The 21,807-nt window shown below is 61.1% G+C and carries 18 protein-coding genes; 8 read left to right on the forward strand and 10 right to left on the reverse strand.

Translation table 11 applies throughout. The annotated features are described in order from the left end of the window. The 10 genes from AC1VXC_RS18365 to AC1VXC_RS18410 form a co-directional block, all read right to left on the reverse strand. Nucleotides 1-1,560, reverse strand: a 1,560-nt coding sequence (locus tag AC1VXC_RS18365; RefSeq protein WP_481539358.1) for a type VI secretion system Vgr family protein, incomplete at its 3' end; no start/stop codon positions are given. A gap of 126 nt (nucleotides 1,561-1,686) precedes the next feature. Then, nucleotides 1,687-2,037: a hypothetical protein gene (locus AC1VXC_RS18370; RefSeq protein ID WP_313172254.1), complete on the reverse strand. Its 351-nt coding sequence runs from the start codon at nucleotides 2,035-2,037 to the stop codon at nucleotides 1,687-1,689. Nucleotides 2,038-2,058: 21 nt separating this feature from the next. Next, the gene (gene tssH, locus AC1VXC_RS18375) at nucleotides 2,059-4,809 is read right to left on the reverse strand and encodes a type VI secretion system ATPase TssH (RefSeq protein WP_481539359.1); all 2,751 of its coding nucleotides are present in this window, start codon (nucleotides 4,807-4,809) and stop codon (nucleotides 2,059-2,061) included. Between the two features lie 66 nt (nucleotides 4,810-4,875). Then, nucleotides 4,876-5,961, reverse strand: coding sequence for a type VI secretion system baseplate subunit TssG (gene tssG / locus AC1VXC_RS18380; RefSeq protein ID WP_481539360.1), 1,086 nt, complete (start codon nucleotides 5,959-5,961; stop codon nucleotides 4,876-4,878). Continuing rightward, nucleotides 5,925-7,760, reverse strand: coding sequence for a type VI secretion system baseplate subunit TssF (tssF, locus tag AC1VXC_RS18385; RefSeq protein ID WP_481539361.1), 1,836 nt, complete (start codon nucleotides 7,758-7,760; stop codon nucleotides 5,925-5,927). Before tssF ends, tssG begins: the two co-directional genes overlap by 37 nt. Beyond that, complete coding sequence (tssE, locus tag AC1VXC_RS18390; protein ID WP_313172264.1) at nucleotides 7,760-8,251, reverse strand: type VI secretion system baseplate subunit TssE; 492 nt, start codon at nucleotides 8,249-8,251, stop codon at nucleotides 7,760-7,762. Before tssE ends, tssF begins: the two co-directional genes overlap by 1 nt. A 120-nt stretch (nucleotides 8,252-8,371) precedes the next feature. Next, nucleotides 8,372-8,869, reverse strand: a complete 498-nt coding sequence (locus tag AC1VXC_RS18395) for an Hcp family type VI secretion system effector (protein ID WP_057628616.1) — start codon at nucleotides 8,867-8,869, stop codon at nucleotides 8,372-8,374. A gap of 146 nt (nucleotides 8,870-9,015) precedes the next feature. Next, nucleotides 9,016-10,506, reverse strand: a complete 1,491-nt coding sequence (gene tssC, locus AC1VXC_RS18400) for a type VI secretion system contractile sheath large subunit (protein ID WP_313172267.1) — start codon at nucleotides 10,504-10,506, stop codon at nucleotides 9,016-9,018. Between the two features lie 3 nt (nucleotides 10,507-10,509). Then, nucleotides 10,510-11,010, reverse strand: a complete 501-nt coding sequence (gene tssB / locus AC1VXC_RS18405; protein ID WP_313172269.1) for a type VI secretion system contractile sheath small subunit — start codon at nucleotides 11,008-11,010, stop codon at nucleotides 10,510-10,512. Between the two features lie 32 nt (nucleotides 11,011-11,042). After that, nucleotides 11,043-11,669: a tetratricopeptide repeat protein gene (locus tag AC1VXC_RS18410; RefSeq protein ID WP_481526809.1), complete on the reverse strand. Its 627-nt coding sequence runs from the start codon at nucleotides 11,667-11,669 to the stop codon at nucleotides 11,043-11,045. Between the two features lie 239 nt (nucleotides 11,670-11,908). Here AC1VXC_RS18410 and tssJ point away from each other — a divergent pair, with 239 nt between their 5' ends. The 8 genes from tssJ (at nucleotide 11,909) to AC1VXC_RS18450 (ending at nucleotide 21,651) form a co-directional block, all read left to right on the forward strand. Next, nucleotides 11,909-12,520: a type VI secretion system lipoprotein TssJ gene (gene tssJ, locus AC1VXC_RS18415; protein WP_481539362.1), complete on the forward strand. Its 612-nt coding sequence runs from the start codon at nucleotides 11,909-11,911 to the stop codon at nucleotides 12,518-12,520. A 221-nt stretch (nucleotides 12,521-12,741) separates the two neighbouring features. Further along, nucleotides 12,742-14,076, forward strand: coding sequence for a type VI secretion system baseplate subunit TssK (gene tssK / locus AC1VXC_RS18420; RefSeq protein ID WP_481539363.1), 1,335 nt, complete (start codon nucleotides 12,742-12,744; stop codon nucleotides 14,074-14,076). Further along, the gene (locus AC1VXC_RS18425) at nucleotides 14,076-14,867 is read left to right on the forward strand and encodes a DotU family type IV/VI secretion system protein (RefSeq protein ID WP_313172277.1); all 792 of its coding nucleotides are present in this window, start codon (nucleotides 14,076-14,078) and stop codon (nucleotides 14,865-14,867) included. The genes tssK and AC1VXC_RS18425 overlap by 1 nt, the downstream gene beginning before the upstream one ends. Nucleotides 14,868-14,877: 10 nt before the next feature. Further along, nucleotides 14,878-17,739, forward strand: a complete 2,862-nt coding sequence (locus AC1VXC_RS18430) for a type VI secretion system Vgr family protein (RefSeq protein WP_313494790.1) — start codon at nucleotides 14,878-14,880, stop codon at nucleotides 17,737-17,739. After that, nucleotides 17,736-18,248 carry a hypothetical protein gene (locus AC1VXC_RS18435; RefSeq protein ID WP_313494792.1) on the forward strand — a complete coding sequence of 171 codons (513 nt, stop codon included), beginning with the start codon at nucleotides 17,736-17,738 and terminating at the stop codon, nucleotides 18,246-18,248. The genes AC1VXC_RS18430 and AC1VXC_RS18435 overlap by 4 nt, the downstream gene beginning before the upstream one ends. Before the next feature lie 11 nt (nucleotides 18,249-18,259). Further along, nucleotides 18,260-20,140: a TIGR02594 family protein gene (locus AC1VXC_RS18440; protein WP_313172283.1), complete on the forward strand. Its 1,881-nt coding sequence runs from the start codon at nucleotides 18,260-18,262 to the stop codon at nucleotides 20,138-20,140. Next, nucleotides 20,064-20,852: a M949_RS01915 family surface polysaccharide biosynthesis protein gene (locus AC1VXC_RS18445; RefSeq protein WP_481539364.1), complete on the forward strand. Its 789-nt coding sequence runs from the start codon at nucleotides 20,064-20,066 to the stop codon at nucleotides 20,850-20,852. Before AC1VXC_RS18440 ends, AC1VXC_RS18445 begins: the two co-directional genes overlap by 77 nt. A gap of 277 nt (nucleotides 20,853-21,129) precedes the next feature. Then, the gene (locus AC1VXC_RS18450; RefSeq protein ID WP_481539365.1) at nucleotides 21,130-21,651 is read left to right on the forward strand and encodes a DUF7738 domain-containing protein; all 522 of its coding nucleotides are present in this window, start codon (nucleotides 21,130-21,132) and stop codon (nucleotides 21,649-21,651) included. Nucleotides 21,652-21,807 lie beyond the last annotated feature (156 nt).

Genomic DNA, 21,807 nt, shown 5'->3' on the forward strand with positions numbered 1-21,807 from the left:
AACGATAACCGGGCGATCGATATCGCCCTCCAGGAAGGCAACCAGCACTTCCTGACCGCGCCGAGGCAACACCACCCCGCCCCAGTTGTCGCCGGCCCAGGGGGTCATTACACGCACCCAGGTCCAGGCGTTGCCGTCGGCGGGCGCGTTGTCGTCCCCCGCAGGGTGCGATAGACCGTTGCTGGCGTTACCGCCGCGCTGCCACGGAAACTGCACTTTGATACGGTGGTCACGGTCGGACAGCAATGGATCGCCGTCGCTGACCACGATCGCGCTCAAGGTGCCTGTAATGCTGGGGCGTGGATGCAGGTGCACGCCGTGGCCATCCTCGGTCTGTGGGCGGTAACTCACCTCGGCCGGAATCACCGCGAAGTGGTTGTCGTAGTAGCCTGTATCGATGTCATTGCGGTCGGCAACTATGCCGATGCCTGCCAATGCAGTTGGCAGCGCCAAAGTCCGCTGGTTGATCGGACCCAGTGTCTGCTCCAGTGCATCGAATACATCGGCGTCCAGGTTGTTGCGCGCCTGGTGCCGCACCGAGATGCAAAGGAATGCTGCGTCACCGGCCACTTGCGGATGCTGCGACAGCGCCAGCTTTGCGCCGGCGGCGAGCGCGCGCCATTGGCCCGCCCCCTCGATCAGGTGCGCGCGTACCCGCAATGCATCCAGGTGCTGCTGTGCGCGGCGCTGGCCGCGGGCGTTGTCCTGCCAGCCATAGGGTCCGCTGGTGTCCTGATCGACGATGCCCAGGTCCGCGCCCTGCTCCGCCTCGGCGCTCGCTTGTCGGCGCTCGAGGCTTCGATAATCCCAGGTGGCGCGCTCCACTTTCGTGGTGCACCAGCTGCGGCCTTCCTGCCAGTGCTGGATTGCATCGCTGCGCTCACTCTCATTGCTACGGTGAAAGCGAACGCTGCCAAGATCGGTGACATCGTGCGCGTGATCGGCCAGCACCAGACTATGTTTGCCGAACGTGGATGCATCTGCATCGCCTTCGTGCTCAAACCAGTAGAAGATGCCCTCTTCGGCCAGCAGGCGCTGCACAAATGCAAGGTCGCTCTCTTGGTACTGCGTGGTCAGGCTGCGTTTGGCGTATTGGCCAGCATCCGTAAGCGCCCAGCGCCACTCGGGTGCCAAGCTGCCGTAGTCGGCGAAGATGTCTTCGACGATCTCGACCACCGTTTTGTCATGAAATACGTAGCTATCCACGCGCTGCGACAGGAACGCCAACCACGGTTGCAGGCGCAAGCGATAACGGGCAAGTCCACCATTGCTGCCAATTCGCTCGGCTGCCGTGATGCGGCCATGTAGCGGTCGATGGCTGCCATCGGCCTGCTGGAGCTGGAGCAGTGCCGGCTTGCCGATCAAGGGCTGCAGCTGCAAACCTGCATCAACCGAGAGCGCAGTGATCGTCCATTGAAAGCCGATGCCATCGATCTGCTCGATGCCATCCAGGGTTTCCGCAATCAGCACATCGCTGCCCAGCGCGGTATGCAGCCGCAGGAAGCGCTGTGTCTGTGCGGGCCCGGCCAAGGCCGCCAATACATTGTTTACCAAATCCATGGTGGTGATCTGCCTTCATGGAGTGTAGTGCGCGCTACACCCCGGACTGAAAACGGTTGGGTACATCCATTTGTCGCCACTCATTCCAGCGCCCGCCGGCGCTGGAACGAGCTTGTTGCGGGTGCATCAAGCGCTCTGCACGATTTCCTCAAGACGCAGGCGTACGCCTTCGCTGATCTGCAGGCGATAGTCGCGTCCACCCGCGGAAACAAGCACTTCGCGCATGTTGCTCACCAACTGCGGCTTACCCACCGGGGCGCTATCCATATGGATACGCCAGGAGCCGCGGCTGATCTGGCCAGCCACATTGCGGGCGTCCTGGCGTGCCGCCGGCACCGCGCTATCCAGCAGTTCGATGATGTGCTCCGGGCGCAGGCGGTTCCATGCGCGCACACGGTCGAGGTCGCGTCCCAGGCCCAGTTCCAGGCTGTCGCAGTGGTTCAGTGCTGCCTGGCGGTCAAATCCGAAAAAATCCATGCTGTTCTCCTTCGTCCGTAATCAAGAAACTTTGTACTTGAAGTCGCCCTTCTTGCCGGCGCTCACCTTGATGCTGTTGATGCGTGTGCCCTCGGCCATGGCCGTCAACACGTTCTCTGCAATTTCCGGCAACAGGGTGCCGTTGAGAATGTGGTCGACATTGCGTGCACCCGAGTCCACCTCGGTGCAGCGTGCCAATACGGCCTCCACCAGGCCTTCGTCCCAACTGAAGCTGGCCTTGTGGTTGGCGCTGACGCGGTCGCGGATGCGGCCTAGCTTGAGCGTGATGATGCGCGCCAGCACGTCGTCGCTGATCGGGTAGTACGGCACGACTTTCATACGGCCCAGGAACGCAGGCTTGAACGTGCGCATCAGGATGGGCCGCAGTGCCTCGCTCAGCGCTTCGGCGCCGGGGATCTCTTCAGCCGGTTTGTTCAGGCAGGACTGCATGATCTGCGAGGAACCGATATTGGAGGTGAGGATGATCAAGGTATTGCGGAAGTCGATCTCGCGCCCCTCTGCATCATCCATCATGCCCTTGTCGAACACCTGGAAGAACATTTCCAGCACATCCGGATGGGCTTTCTCCACCTCGTCAAGCAACACCACGCTGTACGGATTACGGCGCACGGCCTCAGTCAGCACCCCGCCCTCACCATAGCCTACATAGCCCGGCGGCGAGCCCTTCAGGCCGGATACGCTGTGCGCTTCCTGGTACTCGCTCATGTTGATGGTGATCAGTTTGCGCTCACCGCCGTAGAGGATGTCGGCCAGCGCCAGTGCGGTCTCCGTCTTGCCGACGCCGGAGGGGCCGACAAACATGAACACGCCGCGTGGCTTGTTCGGGTCTTCCAACTTCGCGGTCGCGGTACGCACACGCTGGGCGATGGCATCGAGTGCGTGGTCCTGGCCGATGACCCGCTCTTCCAGCAGCGCGCCAAGCGAGCGGATGGTGCGGATTTCGTCCTTGACCATGCGGCCCAGCGGCACGCCGGTCCATGCCGACACGATTTCTGCGACCACGGTGCCATCCACCTGCAATGGCACCATCGGGGTCTCGCCCTGCAGCTCACGCAGCTCCGCCTGCAGCTTGGCGAGTTCTGCATGTTGTGGTGACAGCTCGCGGGCGGCAGCCTTGCTGCGCTTGCCGGTGGCCTTGGCGACCGCCACATCGGCCTGCCCCTCTACCGAGGCATCCGCTTCACCGTCGCCTGCCTGCCCTTGCTCAAGCTGCTGGCGCAAAGCAGCCACCCTTCCGGCGAGCTCGCGCTCGACGCCCAGGCGCTGCTCATTGCTGGCAAGCACCGCCTGCGCCTCGATCTGCTGCGCCTTCAGTTCGGCAAGGCGCTCTTCATGCTGGGTGCTGCCACCTGCGGTCTCGCGCTGCAGGGCAACCAGTTCGGCCTCAAGCCGATCCAGATGCTTGCGCGTGTCTTCGATGATGGCCGGCGTCGCGCTTTGCCCAAGGGCGACCTTGGCGCAGGCGGTGTCCAGCACGCTGACCGCCTTGTCCGGCAGCTGGCGGCCACTGATGTAGCGATGTGACAGACGCACCGCCTCGGTGACCGCTTCGTCCAGCACACGGATACCGAAATGGGCCTCCATCAGGCCGACCATGCCGCGCAACATCGCAGCGGCCAGCACTTCGCTGGGCTCTTCCACCTTCACAACCTGGAAACGACGCGCCAGGGCAGCGTCCTTCTCAAAGTACTTCTTGTACTCACTCCAGGTCGTCGCTGCGATGGTGCGCAGCTCGCCGCGCGCCAATGCCGGCTTGAGCAGGTTGGCAGCGTCGTTCTGGCCCGCCGAGCCGCCAGCACCAATCATCGTATGGGCTTCATCGATGAACAGGATGATCGGATGCGGGCTCTTCTTGACCTCGTCGATCACGTTCTTCAGGCGGTTCTCGAACTCACCCTTGACGCTGGCACCGGCCTGCAACAGGCCCATGTCCAGGGTATGCAGTTCAACACCCTGCAACACCTCAGGCACATCCTTCTCGGCAATGCGCCGGGCCAGGCCTTCCACAACCGCGGTCTTGCCCACGCCCGCCTCACCCGTGAGGATGGGGTTGTTCTGGCGACGGCGCATCAGGATATCGACCACCTGGCGGATTTCGGCGTCGCGACCGATAACCGGGTCGATCTTGCCATCGCGTGCACGCTGGGTGAGATTGGTGGTGAACTGGTCCAGCGCCGGCGTCTTGGACAAGCCACCCTTGACCTCACCGGGTACCGCGTCAGCACCGTCATCGGCCCCGCCCGAAGCAGCGGCATCAGCGAAGCGTACAGTCTGTGCTTCCTGCGAGCCCTCGGTCAGCTTGGCGAAATCATGCTTGAGCTCTTCACGCTTGAAGCGCACAAACAATTTGGAGCCGCGGTAGGCCAGTTGCGACAGATCCGGCTCGGTCAGCAGCGCCAGCAGCAGGTGGCCGCTGCGGATGCGGGTGGTTTCCGAATCCAGCGAGGCAATCAACCATGCGTGCTCAAACAAGGCAGGCAGATGCTGTGAGAACACCGGGGTGCGGGTATTGCCGGTCTTGAACTGGCTGATTTCATCACTGAGGTCACGTTCAAGCGACTCTGGGGAAATACCGCTGCGCTGCGCGATCAGCACGAAGTCACTCTTGGGCTGCTCCAGCAGGGCCAGGAACAGGTGCTCCAGGTCCACCTCATAGTTGCCACGCGCCATGCACAGATTGGCTGCGCGCTGGGTAGCCTGGCGGCAGGTGTCGTCCAACTTGCTGATAAGTGTTTTGAGGTTGATGCTCATGCGGAACCACGCACTCCCTGCTGAAACCGTTCAAATACCGGCAGCGTTGTCGCCACCGGCGCCTCGTCATTGCAATGTATCGATGCCATAGGTGGTGTCATCGCGGGAGGCAGATTGCCCACGTGTGCACATATAGCTGTCCCAACCCAAGCGCGCGCCATTTCCCAGTGCGCTGCCTTGGACATCCTCGGCACGCAGCACCAGCCGCACCTCATACTCAAGCGTCCCGCCGGTCAGCAAGGCCAACCACTTGGCCAAGGCCAAGGCCGCATTGCCACCGGGCAGGAAGTCATCAAACGCTTTCTTTGAAAGCGGGCCTATGCGCAGCCGCAGGCGCAGATCACGCTGCCAGACACGATCACCCGCCAGCGCACTCGCGCCAAGCACGGCGTTGGCTTGTCCCAGTCGGGTCGCCTGTCCCGCCGGCACGCGGTACCAGGCACCGACAAACTGCTCCACTTCAAGCGGAACCTGGAAATAGTCGGAAAGCACGCGCTGCATCAGCGCCGCCGATACCGGCCGCTGCCGAATCGCACCGGCGTAGTAGGCCACGGCCTGATCGAAGATGTCGCCTTCGCCGTCATGCAGGCGGTCGCGCAACTCATGCATGCCCATGCCGAGCAGCGACAGCACCAACGGCAGGAAGCGCTCACGTCGATCCAGCTCGTACTGCAGCGCCAGCCGATGCTTCTTCCAGGCCGCGTAGTGCAGCGCTACGGCACGGGTTGAAAAGATATCCAGGAACGCGCGCGCGGTACGGTCGCGCTCATACAGCTCGCGAACCTGCAGGGTCTCGGTGTAATGCAGCGGAAGTGCACCGGCCGTACCCAGCAAGCCCATGAACTGCGGGGTCAGGTGCACCTCGCCCAGGGTCTCGGCGGACAAGGCCTGGTCAATGGCCTCGGGCTCCTGCAGGCGATCGCCGGCCAGCGAGTACACCTCTCCGTCAGCTGACAACTCGGTAGCCGGGAAACCCAGCGACAGGTTGTTGCGGAAGCGCACCCGCATCGGGATGGCCTGGCCCGACTTGACGCCTTGCCGCTCGAACACCTGCTCAAGCAACCGCACCGCCTGGAAAAATTCGAAGCGGTGCGGCTGGGCGAGCAGCTGCTGCGCTACGCCAGGATCGATTCGCCGCTGCGCGCTTGGCATCGGACGATCTCCTCCCCGCTGTCGCCGGAAATCAGCACCAGTCGGGTGAAACTATTGGCGTGCACATACAGTGCGAAGAAATGATCCATCACCTGCGCGAACGCGGCCACGCCGGTACCGACGAAATGGGCCTCGTTGATGGTCAGGCGAATCTCCAGGCCACGCACGACGGAGGCGAACTGGCGACCGGACATCCAGGTCGTTGCCGGCACCTGCTCCAGCGCGAGGATGCCATCCACCTGCCGCGCGGACACATTGCTGCCGGACAAATCGTACAAACGCAGCATCTCCTTGAGCGCGGCCAGCCCGCTTCCACTAAGCGACAACTGGTTCAGCGAGAGGTGCGATATCAACCGCCATTGCGCACTGCGGCCGTGACGGAAACGCAGCGGTCGGGTCGGCTTGCGCAGCAGGGTGATCGCCTTGGCCGGGCTGCCTCCCTCGATGCTCAGATCACCGCCGGTCACGCTATGGGCAAGCTGATGCGGCAGATCACGATTGCTGCAGGTCAGCTCAAGACTGACGGTATCGGTCTGCGGCAACACCGGATTGAAGGACAGGTCAACGAAACTGATCTCCATCTCGAAGCCCGGGCTCTCGCGCGCGATGTTCTCGTCACGGCGGGCCACCCAGTATTGGCCGGTGCGGTCCGGGTCCTCGCCATGATGCAGCGAATAGAACGGCCGGAATTCGTGAATCGCCTCCCCTTGTGGGGTCTGGCGGATACGGTGCACCGAATCGATGGAATGCACTTCGTAGGCAAATGCGCGGCGCGCGTCCGCCAGGACAGGATAATTCACCGTGCGATGGGTGACCCGGATAGGCTCACCATTGATCTTGAACAGGTTGACAATGGGCGTGCAGCCCAGCCGCACGTTATGCAGGCCTATGTCTTCCAGCACCATTGCATTGGCGCGTTCCTGTTGGCTCGCCGGCAGGATCAGGTGCAAGGTGAAGCGACGGCTGGCGCCAACACTGCTGGTGGCAAGATCAAGGTCAACGAAGCCGAACTTTTCCGGGTAACCGAACAATTCGGTGAGCAGTCGATAGGCGGGATGCGAACGGGCCGGGAAGTCGATCAATGCCTCGCTGTCAGCAAAGCCCACCGGGGTGATCGGCACGGATTCCAGACGACGCCAACGCCCATCACCATCGGATTCAACATAGGCCGCTTTTACACCGAGCAGCAAGGCATCACGCAAGGCTGCGCGTACCGACGGCTCGCCATCGAGGAACAAGCGCAGCTTGTCGGTGCCCAGCTGGCCGAAGCCAAGCTGATCGGACAGCAGCTGGAATCCCAGCGAAATCTGCGCACCGCTCCCCGCCGGCAACGCCGTTGCCATGGGTGCATCGGCCACCGCGCGATACGCAACGGAGGCAATGCTGATCGGCGCAAGCACAACGTCATAGCTGGTGCGGAAATCACAGGGCACACCGCGAACCGCCCTGCTCTGCAACGACGTACCACGTGGAATCCGCACCGGCGCGCTCAGCTTGGACGCCACCCCTTCCATGTCGAAGTAGGCAATCGAGCAGGCCGGGAATGGTCGCAGGTAGTGCGGGTAAAGCACGTCCAGCAGCGCATCGGTGAACTCCGGGTAGTCGTCGTCGATACGCTTGGACACGCGCGCGGTCAGCAGCGCGAAGGCCTCGATCAGGCGTTCGACATGCGGATCCTGGCTGCCATCGGCAGACAACTGCAGGCGACCGGCGATCTTGGGATAACGCTCGGCGAACTCGCGCCCGTAGCGACGCAGGTAGGCGAGTTCACGCTCATAAAAGGGCAGCAGATCCTGCATCAGAGCGCCTGTTGCGTGCGACGGGCGCGGGTGACCTGATACTGCAATGTGGACGGCTGCAGCATTGCGTCGAAACTTACCGGTTCACGCGCAGGCTCGAGGTCCAGCAGCGCGTGAATGGTGAAATGCAGCCCGCCGGCGAACTGCTTGCCAGCATCGAGCTGCACACTGACATTCTTCAAGCGGCGCTCATGACGGCCAACGGCCTGCTCCAGCGAGCGGCAAATGGCGGAGCGGTCGTAGGCGTTGGCCAGGCTCATTGCCGAGAAATCGCCCAGCCCATAGGTCAGCAGCGACTGGCGGCAATTGGGGAACTCGGCCATATCGCTCTCCTGGAATGCGGCGCGCGAGTTCAGCAGCCCCTCCAGGTCTCGTGCGATGGATTCCTTGTACTGTTCCAGCGATACGGACTTGAAGATCGGCCCGGCACCCGCACTGCGCGGATTATCGTCAAACAGTTTTTCCAACAGGCTGGGTTCGAGTCCCTTCATCGTTGTTTCCGGTAGCTGGGCATCCGTGCGTTACGGCAGCGATGCAACTGCAGGGCCTTTCCTGGCCTTGCCGGGATTGAGACTGCGATGGCGCATGACGCGCCATCGCAGAACACATCATCAAACGGTGTAGTTCGGGATGTTCTTGGTTGCGCTCCACTGCGCCACGGTCTTGCCACCAACGCCGCCTTCCGGCTTCTGCTGCTGGTAAGTCCACTTGATGGCACCAAAGCTCAACTGCACCACTTCCTGCGGCATACCTTCCTTGTCAACCGTAGTGGTGACGCGGTGTACCAGCACGTTCAGCAGCTCGACCAGGTAGTAATTGATCGCGTTGCCGTCCTTGTCAGCGCGCATGAACTCAACGCGTGCCTTGGGGAAGGTGGTGCCGTTTGCAGCGGCCTGGTTAAGTGCCGTGGATGCGAGGTCGATCGACTTGATGATTTCGATCGGCGACAGGTTCACGCGGGCTGCCGTGGTACCACCGGAGGTGGAAGCAGTCGCCGAACGCGGCTGCAGCAGGTCCTGCGAGAAAGACTGGATTTCAATCCAATCCTTGTGCTTGTCGTCGTGCGACTCACCCTTGATGGTGTCAATGGAAAGAAAAGCGTGCTGCATATCTGGTCTCCTAAATTCCGTTCTTCCGTGAGATTGTTTGCCAGGCGGGGGCCTGCCGGTTGAGGGGGGCTTCGCCCTCTAGAAATGTGCGCCACCGCGAGGAAGGGACCGAGGTCCCTACCCGACGCTACAGCAACATCAAAACATCACGACTTTTTCGCGGACGCCGGCAATTCGGCGACCAGTCGCAACGAAACAGACAGCTCATCGAGCTGGAAATGCGGCCTGATGAAGGCCACCGCGCGGTAGACACCGGGCTTGCCCGGCACTTCCGAAACCTGCACAGACGCTTCGCGCAACGGGAACTGCGCCTTGGCTTCCTGGCTGGCGTTGTCGTCCAGCAATACGTACTGGGCGATCCAACGATTCAGGAATTCCTCGACGTTGCCCGCAGAGGCAAAGCTGCCAATCTTTTCGCGCATCATCGCCTTGAGGTAGTGAGCGATGCGCGAAACCGCGAAAATGTACTGCAGCTGCGCAGACAGGATCGCGTTGGCATTGGCCGAATCGGTGTTGTACTTCTTCGGCTTCTGTGCCGACTGCGCGCCAAAAAATGCGGCGTAGTCGGTATTTTTACAGTGAACAAGCGGCATGAATCCGAGGTCGCTGAGCTCTTTCTCACGACGATCGGTGATGGCCACTTCGGTCGGGCACTTCAGCGCCACCTCACCGTCATCGGTACGGAAGGTGTGGGTCGGCAGATCCTCGACCAGACCACCACCTTCAACGCCACGAATCGCAGCACACCAGCCGTAGCTTTCGAACGCCTGGGTAAGGCGTGCACCCGCCGCATAGGCGGTGTTGCACCACAGGAACTTGCTGTGATCCGCGGCTTCGATCTCCTCGACGAAGTTGAAGCCCTCGACCGTGGTGCCATCCTTGGGGTTGTACGGCAGGCGGCCGAGGAAACGCGGCAGCGTCAGGCCGACGTAGCGGCTGTCCTCGCTCTCGCGGAACGACTTCCACTTGGCGTACTCAACCGTGTCGAACACCTTGGCCAGGTCGCGTGGCTTGCCCAGGTCGGTAAACGACTCCAGACCGAACATGCCTTCGCTGGCAGCAGACAGGAACGGCGCGTGTGCGGCAGCAGCCACATGCGACATCTGCTCGATGAAGTACATGTCTTCCGGCTGACGACCGAGGTAATAGTCGCCGATCAGCGCGCCGAACGGCGCACCACCGAAGGTGCCGAACTCTTCTTCGTAGACCTTCTTGAACAGTGCGCTCTGGTCGAAATCAATCGCGGACTTGAAGTCCTTGACCAGGTCCTTCTTCGGCGAATTGAAGACCTTGATCTTCATGTTCGGCCCAGTGGAGGTCTGCGAGCACAGGTAGTGCAGGCCGCGCCAGCTGCCTTCCAGCGCCTGGAATTCCTGGGCGTGCATCACCGCGCTGAGCTGCTCGGAAATGATCCGGTCGATCTCGGCGATGCGCGCATCAAGGGTCAGGTTGAGGTTGTCCGACACCACCACCGTGCCGTCCATGACCTCCTGCGCCAGCGCGGAGATGATGTCCTTGGCACGCTCGTGCTCCGTGCGCGACTTGGCAACCTTGCTCTTTTCAACGATCTGGTCGAGAAGATCGATCTCTTCGGTGACCGCTTCCTGCGCGGCCAGCTGTGTGGCTTCAGATGCCATCGCTTATTCCTCCTTCGCCGCGCCGAGCTTCTTGAGTTGCTCGGTGTTGTTGAGCACATCCGTCAACAGGTCCTCGAGCTTTTCATTGCCCGCCAACTTGTTGCGCAGATCGGCCAGCTTGGTGCGCGACTCCAGCAGGCGGCGCAGCGGATCGATCTGCTGGACCACGGATTCAGGGCGGAAATCCTCGATCGAGTTGAACTTCAACTCCACACCGAACTCGCCGCCGCTCTCGCTGATCTTGTTCGGCACGCGATAGACCGCACGTGGACCGGCGGCTTCCATCACTTCGTCGAAGTTGTCGAGGTCAACGTTGACGAACTTGCGATCCTTGACCTTGGGGAGCGGGTTTTCCGGCGTGCCACTGAAGTCACCCATCACACCAACCACAAACGGCAGCTCTTTCTGCTCGATCGCGTCGCCCTTCTCTACGTCATAAGTAAGCTGCACGCGCGGCGGCCGGATCTTCTGTAGCCGCTTTTGAACGCTGTCCTTCTTGGCCATGGGTGTCTCCTGACTGGTCCTGTTGATCCGGCTTAATTGCCAATGTTCTGGAAGGGATCGGCGCCGTTGTCGCGTGCCGGACGCGCCGGTGCAGGCTGGGCAGCTGCCGGCGGCGTAGCGCGGCGCCCGGCGGCGGTGGAACGCGTAGCCTGTCGCGTGGCGCGCGGCTTCGGCTTGCCGGTTTCAAGAATGGCGTCGCCCATGGTGGAGCGCAGCGTGGTGACCAGGGTCTGTGCTTCGCGCTGTGCGGTTTCCGAGGCCAGCGCGCCGCGCCCATCCAGGCGCTGCAACGACTCATTGGCGATACGGAAGCCGGCGACAGTCAGCACGCCGTCGGCGACAAGATCATCGGGATCGCGTTGCAGCACTTCTTCCGCTGCCACGATCGCGCGTGCATAGCGGTTCTGGTCGAACTGCAGCTGGGCGATACGTACCCACGGCTCCTTGCGCGTGGGATCGGCTTTCGCAGCGAGCTCAAATGCGCTGATCGCTGCATCGGCACCTGCCGTCGACACCTGCGCCTCGGCATTGGCCAGCGTTACATCGAAAGGAACTTCTGCTGCCTTCTTCGGCGTGGATGCACAAGCGCCCAACCCCGACACCAATGCCAACGCCAAAATCGAACGACGTGTTGCCGCCCCAAACACCTTCACATCCATAGTGATTCCTTCGTCGAAATAAGTTCCTAAAGGGAGCCGCATTTCCGCCGATACAACTCGCGGGAATCCAGTCCCAGCGGCGGCAGTGTACATTCGGGAATGCGCGCCGGTATAGTCATTTTCGAAATCGCGATCTGTTTGTTCTGAACATTTCCTTCACATCGTCGTGTTGCACTCGCAACCAGATGTCATCGTTCACCCGCTATTTTCTTGGCGCCCATCACTAAATGAATGCGTACATGAGCAAACTTTTGCGTGTGGTTTCACTCCCAACTTTCATCCTTGTTAGCACCATCGGGTTAGGTGGCTGTGCATCCGGCAGCAAACTGGGCAAGGCCATGGACAGTACACTGCAAGCAGTTGGCCTGCGTGAAGCCAAGCCTGAGAAACCTCCGGTAGTTCCGCTGAAAATCTACGCCGGGACCAATCTCAATGCCGGCAATGACAAGCGCGCCAGCGCTGCGGTTCTCAAGATCTATCACCTGCGCAGCGCACAGCGTTTCGAGCAGGCCACCTTCAATGCATTCCTCGACCAGGTCGGCGAACAGGCTGCACTGGGAGCGGATCTGCTATCGGTCAACGAAGTAGTACTGACACCGGGTGTACGGCAGGAATTGTCCGAACAACTAAGCGATGGCACCGCCGTGATTGGCGTCGTTGCACTGTTCCGCTCCCCGGCCGAGAACCGTTGGCGCATGGCCTTTGACGCGCGCACGAAGAACCTGCCCAGCGATGGCATAACCATTGGTGTCCACGCGTGCGCACTCACTACCGATAGCAGTGCGTTGAGCTCACGCATCTCGGGGGACCCCGGCAGTTTGGCCTCGGTGCGTTGTGCCGGCGCCCGCTGAACGGCCCGCATTTTTGCGGCAACCTCAACATTGCAGCGCAGGCATGCGCTAGTATCTTTCGCGTTCGCACCACAAGCTGTGATGAAAATCATGATGTGAATGGAGTTTTCACATCACGCTGCAAAGCTGCCAACAACGCGAATCAAGCGGCTTGAGCAGCATGCTGGATGCAACGCGCCGACAGGATTTCCAAGGATTGAAATGTGGCTTACGTAAGCAGGATGTCGAAGGTTTTATGGGGTGAAGGTTTGTTCCTGCGCCCACAGCACTTCCAGCGTCAGGACGCCTATCACGAGGCACGTCTGCAGGACCTGTCCCAGACGCTGCACCCCTATGCCTGGGGCACAAGGCGTGTACGTTTCGATCCGCATGCGTTGACCGGTGGAACCTTGCGACCGCTGGACCTGTCCGCAGTGTTCCCCGACGGTGAGAGCTACGACGCGCCGGTGCATGACAGCCTGCCCGACGCTGTGTCGCTGCAGGACCTGCCAGCGGGGGTACAGGCGACGATTGTGTATCTCGCATTACCGCTGTTGCGTGATGATGGTCGCAATTGCGCCGACGCCGAGGGCAGTGTGCTGGCGCGTTACCGGCAAGCCAACCGGGTTTCGGATGACTTGTTCACCGATGCGGCCGAGGCTGAGCTGGCTTACCTCAGCAAGGCGGTGAAGCTGCTCACCGACGATCAGCCCAAGGACGCCTACACCACCGTACCGGTTGCACGCGTGCGCCGCACGTCAAGCGGCGGCTTCGAGCTTGATGATGAATTCATCCCGCCGTGCGCACAGCTGCAGGCCTCCCCCTTCCTGCATCGCGAGCTGCGCTCGGTGCTGGATGCGTTGCAGGCCAAGGTGGATGCGCTGTACGGCCTGCATCGGCAGACCTCGCAGAACATCATCGAATTCCGCTCAGGCGATATCGCCTCGTTCTGGCTGCTGCATACGATCAACTCGTCGTTCAGTGCCCTGGCGCATCTGCTGCATCACCCGCAGCTGCACCCGGAGCGCCTGCACCAGGAATTGCTGCGCATGGCCGGCGCCCTGCTCACCTTCTCCAACACCTATCAGTTGAACGATCTTCCGGTGTATCGCCACGACCACCCGGAAGCCTCGTTCCGCAAGCTGCTGGAAATCGTACGCGCCCTGCTTGAGACGGTGATCTCCACGCGTTATTTCAAGATCGCGCTGAACGAGATCAAGCCGTCCTATCATCTTGGCCGGCTCGATTCGCAGCGCATCGACGGCGAAGCGTCGTTCTATCTGTCCGTGTCGGCTTCCATGCCGGCGCAGGACCTCATCCAGACCGTCCCGATCCGCTTCAAGATCGGCGCACCGGATGATGTGGAGAAATGCGTTCTTTCTGCGCTGCCCGGCGTGAAGCTCACCCACGCCGCGCAGGTACCGGCCGCTATTCCGGTACGGCCTGGCAGTCACTATTTCGAAATTGATCCGCGCGGCGCGCTGTACGAGCGCATGCTCAAATCGCAGTCGCTGATGATCTACGTCCCGGCCGGCATTGCCGACCTGAAACTGGAACTCGTTGCGGTGACCACCTGATGAATTCACACCTGCCTCCCACCCCGGGCCCGATGCCGTCACTGACCGGCAATGCGGCCATGGCCAACAGCACTCCGATCACGGCGGCTCCGCAAAGCCTGCAGGATCTGATGTCCGATGGTTTCTACCTGCTGTTGTTACTGAAGCGCGGGCAGTTGCCCAACGACGCCGAGGGCTTCGTGCAGACCGTGCAGAAGTTCCTCGACGGCGTCGAACGCAATGCAATGCGCCTTGGGATCGCAGCAGAGGACGTATATGCCTCCAAGTATGCGTTCTGCGCTGCGGTGGATGAAGCCATCCTCTCCCAGCCTTCGCCACTGCATGAAGTATGGGAACGCAGCCCGCTGCAGTTGCGCATGTTCGGCGAGCATCTTGCCGGCGAGCATTTCTTCGACAAGCTTGAGGAGTTGCGCCGCCAGGGTGGTCCACGCCTGCCGTCACTGGAGGTGTATCACTACTGCCTGCTGATGGGCTTCGAAGGCAAGTATCGCCTGGAAGGTACAGAGAAGCTCGGTTATCTCACCGCGCGACTTGGCGATGAGATCGTCTACCTCAAGGGCAAACGCCACGGCTTCGCCCCGCATGCATTGCCACCGGACAATATCCGGAACCAGCTGCGCCGGGTCATCCCGTTGTGGTTGCCAGCCGCAGTTGTTGGTTGCTTCGGCGTGCTGGCCTTCATCGGCCTGCGCACCTACATGGGTCACGATACCCGCCAGCAGTTGGCGGCCTACAACAACGTCGTGCAAATGCCCGAGCGCACTGCACACATCACGATCACCTTGCCATGAGCCTGTCGATATGGACATCCCGAGCTCCTCGTTGTCTGCCGCGCTCGCCGCGCTGTCACACCAGAATCGTCTGATCAAACTGCAGGCCCCGCATGAGGGCCTGGTGGTTGAGCGCTTCGAGGGCCAGGAGGCCCTGTGCGGCGTCACGCGGCTGCAGATCGACTGCCTCTGCACCGACGCGTACCTGGAGACAGATGGTTGGCTGGAACAGCCACTGACCCTGCAGCTTCAGCTGCCGGACGGGTCGCCGCGACAGTGGCACGGCTTGTGTACCGACGTGGCGCAGCTGGGCAGCGACGGTGGCCTTGCCCGCTACCAGCTCACGCTCGAACCGTGGACGGCACTGCTACGCTTGCGCCGCAACGCGGTGATCTTCCAGGACCTGGATGTACGCGCGATCTGCGGGCAGATTTTTGATGATTACCCACAGGCGTCCTATCGCTTCGATATCGAAGCCGCCTTGCCACAGCGCCCGATCACCACGCAATACCGCGAGAGCGATTGGGAGTTCATCAGTCGGCTATTGGCTGAAACTGGCTTGGCCTGGCGCATCGAGCAAACCCAGGACGGCGATGGCGCACATACCTTCGTGGTGTTTGAGCCTCAGGCCGAATTGCCTGACCTCGGCAACATCCGCTTTCATCGCATTGCCGCCAGCGAATCCAGTGACGGCATAACCGGCTTCAGCGAGCAGCAACAGCTGGTTCCCAACAGCAGTACCGTTGCCAGTTGGCATGCCGACAAACTCAACGCGATTGCAGGGCAAGCCAACGCACAAAGCGGTGACGTTCCGCCGCTGGAAGTGTATGTGCAGCCGCGGGCTGGCCGCTTCAACGAGTCCACCTGGGCGCAGAACGAGGCCCAGGCGCGACTGGACGCGTTGCAGGTTGCCCAACTGCTGCATAACGGCAGCAGCAGCGAACGCCGCATGGCGGCGGGCGCACGTTTCAACCTGACCCAGCACCCGCAACATGAGGGCAGCCAGTTCCAGGTGCTGGTCGTCGCCCACGCCGCCGTGAACAACCTGGAAAGCGGCATTGCCGAGCTGCTTGGCGATACCGCCCTGGAGCGCGGCAGCTATCGCAACAACTTCATCGCGACCGCGGCCAGTGTGCCGGTGCGTGCGCTACCGCATGACCGCCCTACCCTGCACGGCCCGCAGACCGCCCGCGTGGTTGGCATCGCTGATGCTGCACTCACTCCCAACCGCGAACACCAGGTGCGCGTCCAGTTCGGCTGGCAGCGTGGCAGCGCCCCGAACGCCGGCGGATTGAGCGAAACCGGCAGCGCCCAAGCCGGCCACGCGCCCGGCGACCAATCCAGCGGCAGCTGGGTGTCCGTCGCCGAATGGATTGCCGGCCCCAACTGGGGTACCGCCTTTCTTCCCCGCATCGGCAGCGAAGTGCTGGTGGAATTCCTGCACGGCGACATCGATCAGCCGCGCATCACCGGCCAGTTGTACAACGGCAATGTTGCGCCTCCCTTTGGCGGCGGCATTGACGACAACGCAAAGCATCCAGGTGTACTCAGCGGGCTGCATACACAAGCGCACGATGGCAGCGGGAGCCAGCAGTGGCTGATCGACGACACCCCCGGCCAGCTACGCACACGCCTGCACAGTTCACTTGCCGACAGCCGGCTTGAACTGGGCTACCTGATCCAACATCAGAACACGGAGCGCGGCGCATTGCGTGGCGAAGGTTTTGAACTGGCGACGCAGGGCTGGGGCAATGTGCATGCAGCCGAGGGCTTGCTGTTGTCCGCCAGTACCCAGGAGCGCGCAGCGTCAACGGTGATGGACAATGCCGAGGTCGTTGCCCAGCTCAGGGGTGCCGAACGCAGCCTGGAGCAGATGCAGCAGACACTGCAGCAACAGCAGGTCCCGGGCCTCAACGCGTGGCGGCACACGGGTCAGTTGCGCGAGCAGATCGATCCCAGCGTGGACGGCCGCTTCCAAGGCGTAGTGAATGGCCAGTCCCAGTTCAAGCCCAGCGATGGCCGTACACCCGGTGAGCAAGCGGTTGAGCGCTTTGCCAAGCCGCTATTGCTCGCTGAAGCACCAAATCACATTGCCTGGACGACACCCGCAAGCGCGATTGCGTTCGCCGGGCAGAACCTGCAATTGACCGTACAACAAGACCTGCACGCCAGCAGCGGGGAAACCATCGCTGCGGTCTCCGGCGGCCAGGTTTCGCTGTTCGCGCAAGCCGGCCCGGTGCGGTTGATTGCTGCCAACGGCCCCGTCAGCCTGCAGGCCAACGACGGCGAACTGGAACTGCTGGCCGACCAGGCCATTACCATCACCGCCACCGACCAGCGCATCGATGTACTCGCCAAGAGCAAGGTGGTCCTGCAGGCAGGCAGCAGCGCAATCACCCTGGAAGGTGGCGATATCACCTTCAGCTGCCCTGGGGAGTTCAAGGTCAAGGCGGGCGAGCATCCATTCCTGGGCGGCAGCAGCGATGCACCGGCCTTGCCGGCACTTCCCGCCGGCCTTTTCGCGTTCAAGGAAAGCCTACGTTTCGCTCTGGAAGGCAGTGATGCGTTGGCCGCGGACCTGGGCTGGAAAGGCAAACCGTTCCGCATCAACGATGCCGATGGCAAAGAAGTTACCAGCGGCACCGTTGGCGAGGATGGCCGCCTGCCACGCGTCATGGCCGACGGTCTGGGTCGCCCTTTGACATTGCAGGTTGGCGAGGATAGTTGGGACAAAATTGCTTCCAGTGCAGGTTTGCCGCCAGAGAATGACGGTGACAACCCTGACTTCGAAGGCGTAGATCCATTCCTTGGCCAGCCAAGCGACCCACCCACCGGCTCGCTCACTTCAGAGCAGATCCTCGAACTCCTCAACGAATCTCCGGCATCCACATGAAGATATTTTCGCTCCTCATGCTTCTGTGCCTGAGCTGGGTACCGGCCGCCCAAGCGCAACAGTACGCCTCCGGCAACACCGACATCAGAACCTCCCAAGGCACCCTGCGCGTCAACTCTGGCTACGTCAGCCATTTCAATGCCCACAGCTTTCACGTCTACACTTTCCAGTATCACCCTGCGTCCGGTGGTGCGGTGTGGAATCAGCTGCCACTGCTACCAAGCTCCGAAGCACCCCCTACCGAATTCCTTGTCAAAGTCACTGCTACCGCAGACTTTCCGTTGCGCGACGCGCGCGTAGTCGTTGAGTCAAATGACGTTGCCTTGTACGTCGCACAATTGAAGTTCAAGACAACGCCGTACGACGAAGACAGCACTGTTGAGATGTACCGCTATCTGCTCAAGCAGCAACCAGATGAAGAACGCTGGGTGTGGGTGCTCGACACCACCCGACTGCTTCCAAAGGGCGTGAATGTCACGCAGGCGTTGACCAGAATTTCCAATCGATAGGCGGATACCGGATGACCACCTATATCAGCGCAACTTTCGACAGGGAAACTCGGACCGTGGAGTTCACCGCCGACACCGGCGACAAGCTCATCCGCAGTGGCGGCACGCTGGCTTGGTTACTGAACAATCCAGGCAACCTGCGGCCCGGCGGCAAGTACCAGAAAATGATCGGCGAGGCCGACACCAAAAGTGGGAAATTCGCCATCTTTCCGACTGCTGAAGACGGACGGGATGAGAAGCGAGCCTTGCTGCGGCGCAAGTACAACGAAATGACATTGCACGATGCCATGCATGTCTACGCACCAGAGGACGAGAACGATACTGCTGCCTACCTGGCGTTTGTCCGGAACCGCTCTGGTGCTACTGACGACACCGTCATCAAAGATATGACGCCGGAGCAGTTCAACGGCATGGTCGGCGCCATGGAGCAGTATGAGGGCTTCAATGCCAATGCTGATTCGCGCAAAGAGCGCATCGTTCACGCCACTCAGGTCACGTTGTCAGACGGTGCCAGGCCATTGCCTGCTATCCCCGTTATCGTCCGCAGCAGCGCCACGGGTGAGAGAAAGGCTTCTACCAACCAGAATGGTGTACTCCCGACTTTCGTTACCCGCCAACCAGGCGAATTGATCGAACTGTTCCTGGACGAATCCGGCAAGCTCGGCACAAAAATTGGCGAATTTGCCTTGCAAAAAGCCTCGTCCTCGCTGATTTTTGCTCGCCAGCTGATGACCATTGGTGGTAACTCACAACCCCACAACCCTACCCGTACTGCCGATGTCAGCCGTGCTCCCCTGCGCTACGTGGTGCAGCCGGGCGACACGCTCGCTTCAATCGCGGCGCGATTCAAGACATCCGTCGGCGAGCTGACAGCAAACAACCAGATCCGCAATCCCAACCGCATCTATCCAGGCCACGTTGTTTGGATCTACGGCAAGCCGCAGACCACAGCCGCCAATGACCCCGGACCGGCGGCCCCACCCAAGCCACAGCCCCTCGTATACAGCGTCCGGTCTGGCGACACGATGGGCAAGATCGCCGATCAACATGGCACCAGTGTGCAGGCTTTGATGGCAGCCAACCCCTCCATCAGGAACGCCAACCGGATCAGTCCCGGACAGAAGCTGACGCTACCGGCAGGCGCGAGGCCCACTTCCGGCGGAACACGCGCTGCGGATAATGCGACTGGCGCGCGAGCCACACCCCCTCCTTCGTTGATCAGAACCCGCCCCCGCACACCGCCGTCAGCGATCAGCCGCAGCGCGCCGGCACCGGCCTTGCAAGCGCGCGATACCCGTAGCCGGGAAGGCCAAGGCCATCCCATTGCGATCATTCCTTTTTCGCAAACGCGTGCGCCGTGGATCGAACACGCCTACACCCAGGCGAGCAAGTGGGCGGGAAAGAAAGAAGACGAGATCAGCCAGACTGTGAATTTCCATTCCGAACTAGGCTACGGACGGCAATTCACCAGTCTGTCGGGTAGCTCAAACGCCTGGTGCGCGTCGTTCGTGAACTGGTGCCTACGCAGCGCGGGTTATCCCATTTCTTCGCCGTACCCCTACCGTGCGCGGTCCTTCGCCGCAGATACTACCAATTTCAGCCAGATCGACGAACCCGTGTATGGCGCAATAGGTCTGGTAGGAACTTCGCACGTCGGCTTCGTCTATTCGATGGATCGCGAGCGGCCTGTTCTATTGGGCGGGAACCAAAGCGATCAGATCAACTTCGTCCGATTCAACCCTGCGACCCTGCGCTATTACGTACCGACAAGCTATCTGCCCTTCGCTCAGAAGGAACTAAAGGAATCCAAGCTCGATGAACTGGCTGCTGCTGATCTCAACACCGCCCTCGGCATCGTCGTCGCCAAAAAAGCCGGGGGCAATACGCGCTGACACAGCTCTGTTAGCGTTGGCAGTAGCGCTTCTATCGGTATTCGCCACACCAGGCTGTAGTTCACCCACGTCAGTTGACACAGCAGAAGTTTCAAAAGCAAAGGCAGTAGCCGCGGTGAAGCCGGAGCGCATGGCGAAGGTGCAGGTACGCGCCGATCTTCCTCTGGACCAACTAAAGCGCATGTTCAAAGGCACGCTTGTAAAGCAGCTCGCGTTCGACGACAAAGATGGTCACGGACTACTTCTGCTTTCACGCAATGAGGAAACACTGCAAGAGGACGCCACTGAAGAGTCCGTCGGCCATATCACCTTGATTGCGGAACAGTTCATTCGCACTACCCCTGACGCGCCATGGACCTCGCGCTGGCAGGTTGAGCAGTCCATCTCATGCGAAGGCCTTGATCTTGACGCCGGCTATTTCCTGGAGCAGACGCAGGCAACAGACCTGGATGCAGATGGCCGTGCAGAGCTGACGTTCGCTACCCACAGTTTCTGCGGAGGAGGCATCGACCCTCAGCAACTGCGTATCGATCTACGCCAGGGTGATCAGCAACACTTTGTGGTGAACGGCGACTCGCTCGTGGAGATCGAAGGCGACCCACCATTCGGTGGCGAACGCCGTGATGATCCGAACGTAGCCAAAGCATTGCCGCAAATTCGGGCACACCTGGACAACGTCTGGACGGCGATCAAACGCGGATCTACTCATTGAACAGGGCTCGCCCGGACCAGGCTGTCGTTCACCACCAAAGCTCTAGCCAGGCGCATGCGCACAGTTGCGTCAGTGACGGCAGCCGGGACAACATCGCAGACGTCTACAAAGACATTCTCAGCAAGGAGAACGAGGTCAAGTGACGCGGCAAGAAGTCGGCAGACGTCTATTCACAGCCGCCACGCTTGGTATCGCACTCGTCGGCTGCGATGCGAGATCTTCCCGTGCTCAGTCTCCTGCGGCAGCAACTACCGCCGCAGCTGCCAGCGCAGGACCTTTGATCGAAACCACGCCAACTGGTTTGGTCTATCAAGGCAACGCAATGAATCTCGGCGCACCGATGAGCGAATGGATACAAGCGCTGGGCCAAGACTATCGAAGCACCCAGCCAAGCCCCGGCCTTACCGTACTGGTTTGGGACAAGCTTGGCATCCGTGTCTATCCCGACAACGGCAAAAGCCCCAATGCCACCATCGTCACCATTGTCCTGAACCATATGGACCGCGAAGCTGCTGGCTTTGAAGTCGCTGCGCCCGGCACCGAGCTGGAACCGCTACACGTCTTCAGTCAGCCGCTATCCTTGCAAGGATTGGTGATCACGAACCGAACGACGGTGGGCGATCTGCGCGTTGCAGGCGGTGAAGCTTGGGATTTCAGTTGCACCAAAGGTGTAGCCACGTGTTTCACTCACCGCACCGATCTTGCGCCGGACCAGCTATCCATCGCGTTCGCCGTTGACGGCCGGATCGAGGACAGTGTGATCTATACGGTGGAGCTGCAGCAGGCTGCACCGCAATAACCAACCCGCCATCGGCAAGCAGAGCGTTAGAATGCGCACCCCATGTGTCGACTCCCCGCATTTCAATGCCAAGCTAAATTAGAGGTTTCCGGTTCGTGGTACTGGCGGAATTCGGCGGGCGTCAGCCCGCCGAGGCTGTCGTGAGGTATCTCGGTG

Source organism: Stenotrophomonas sp. STEN033 (assembly GCF_056856655.1).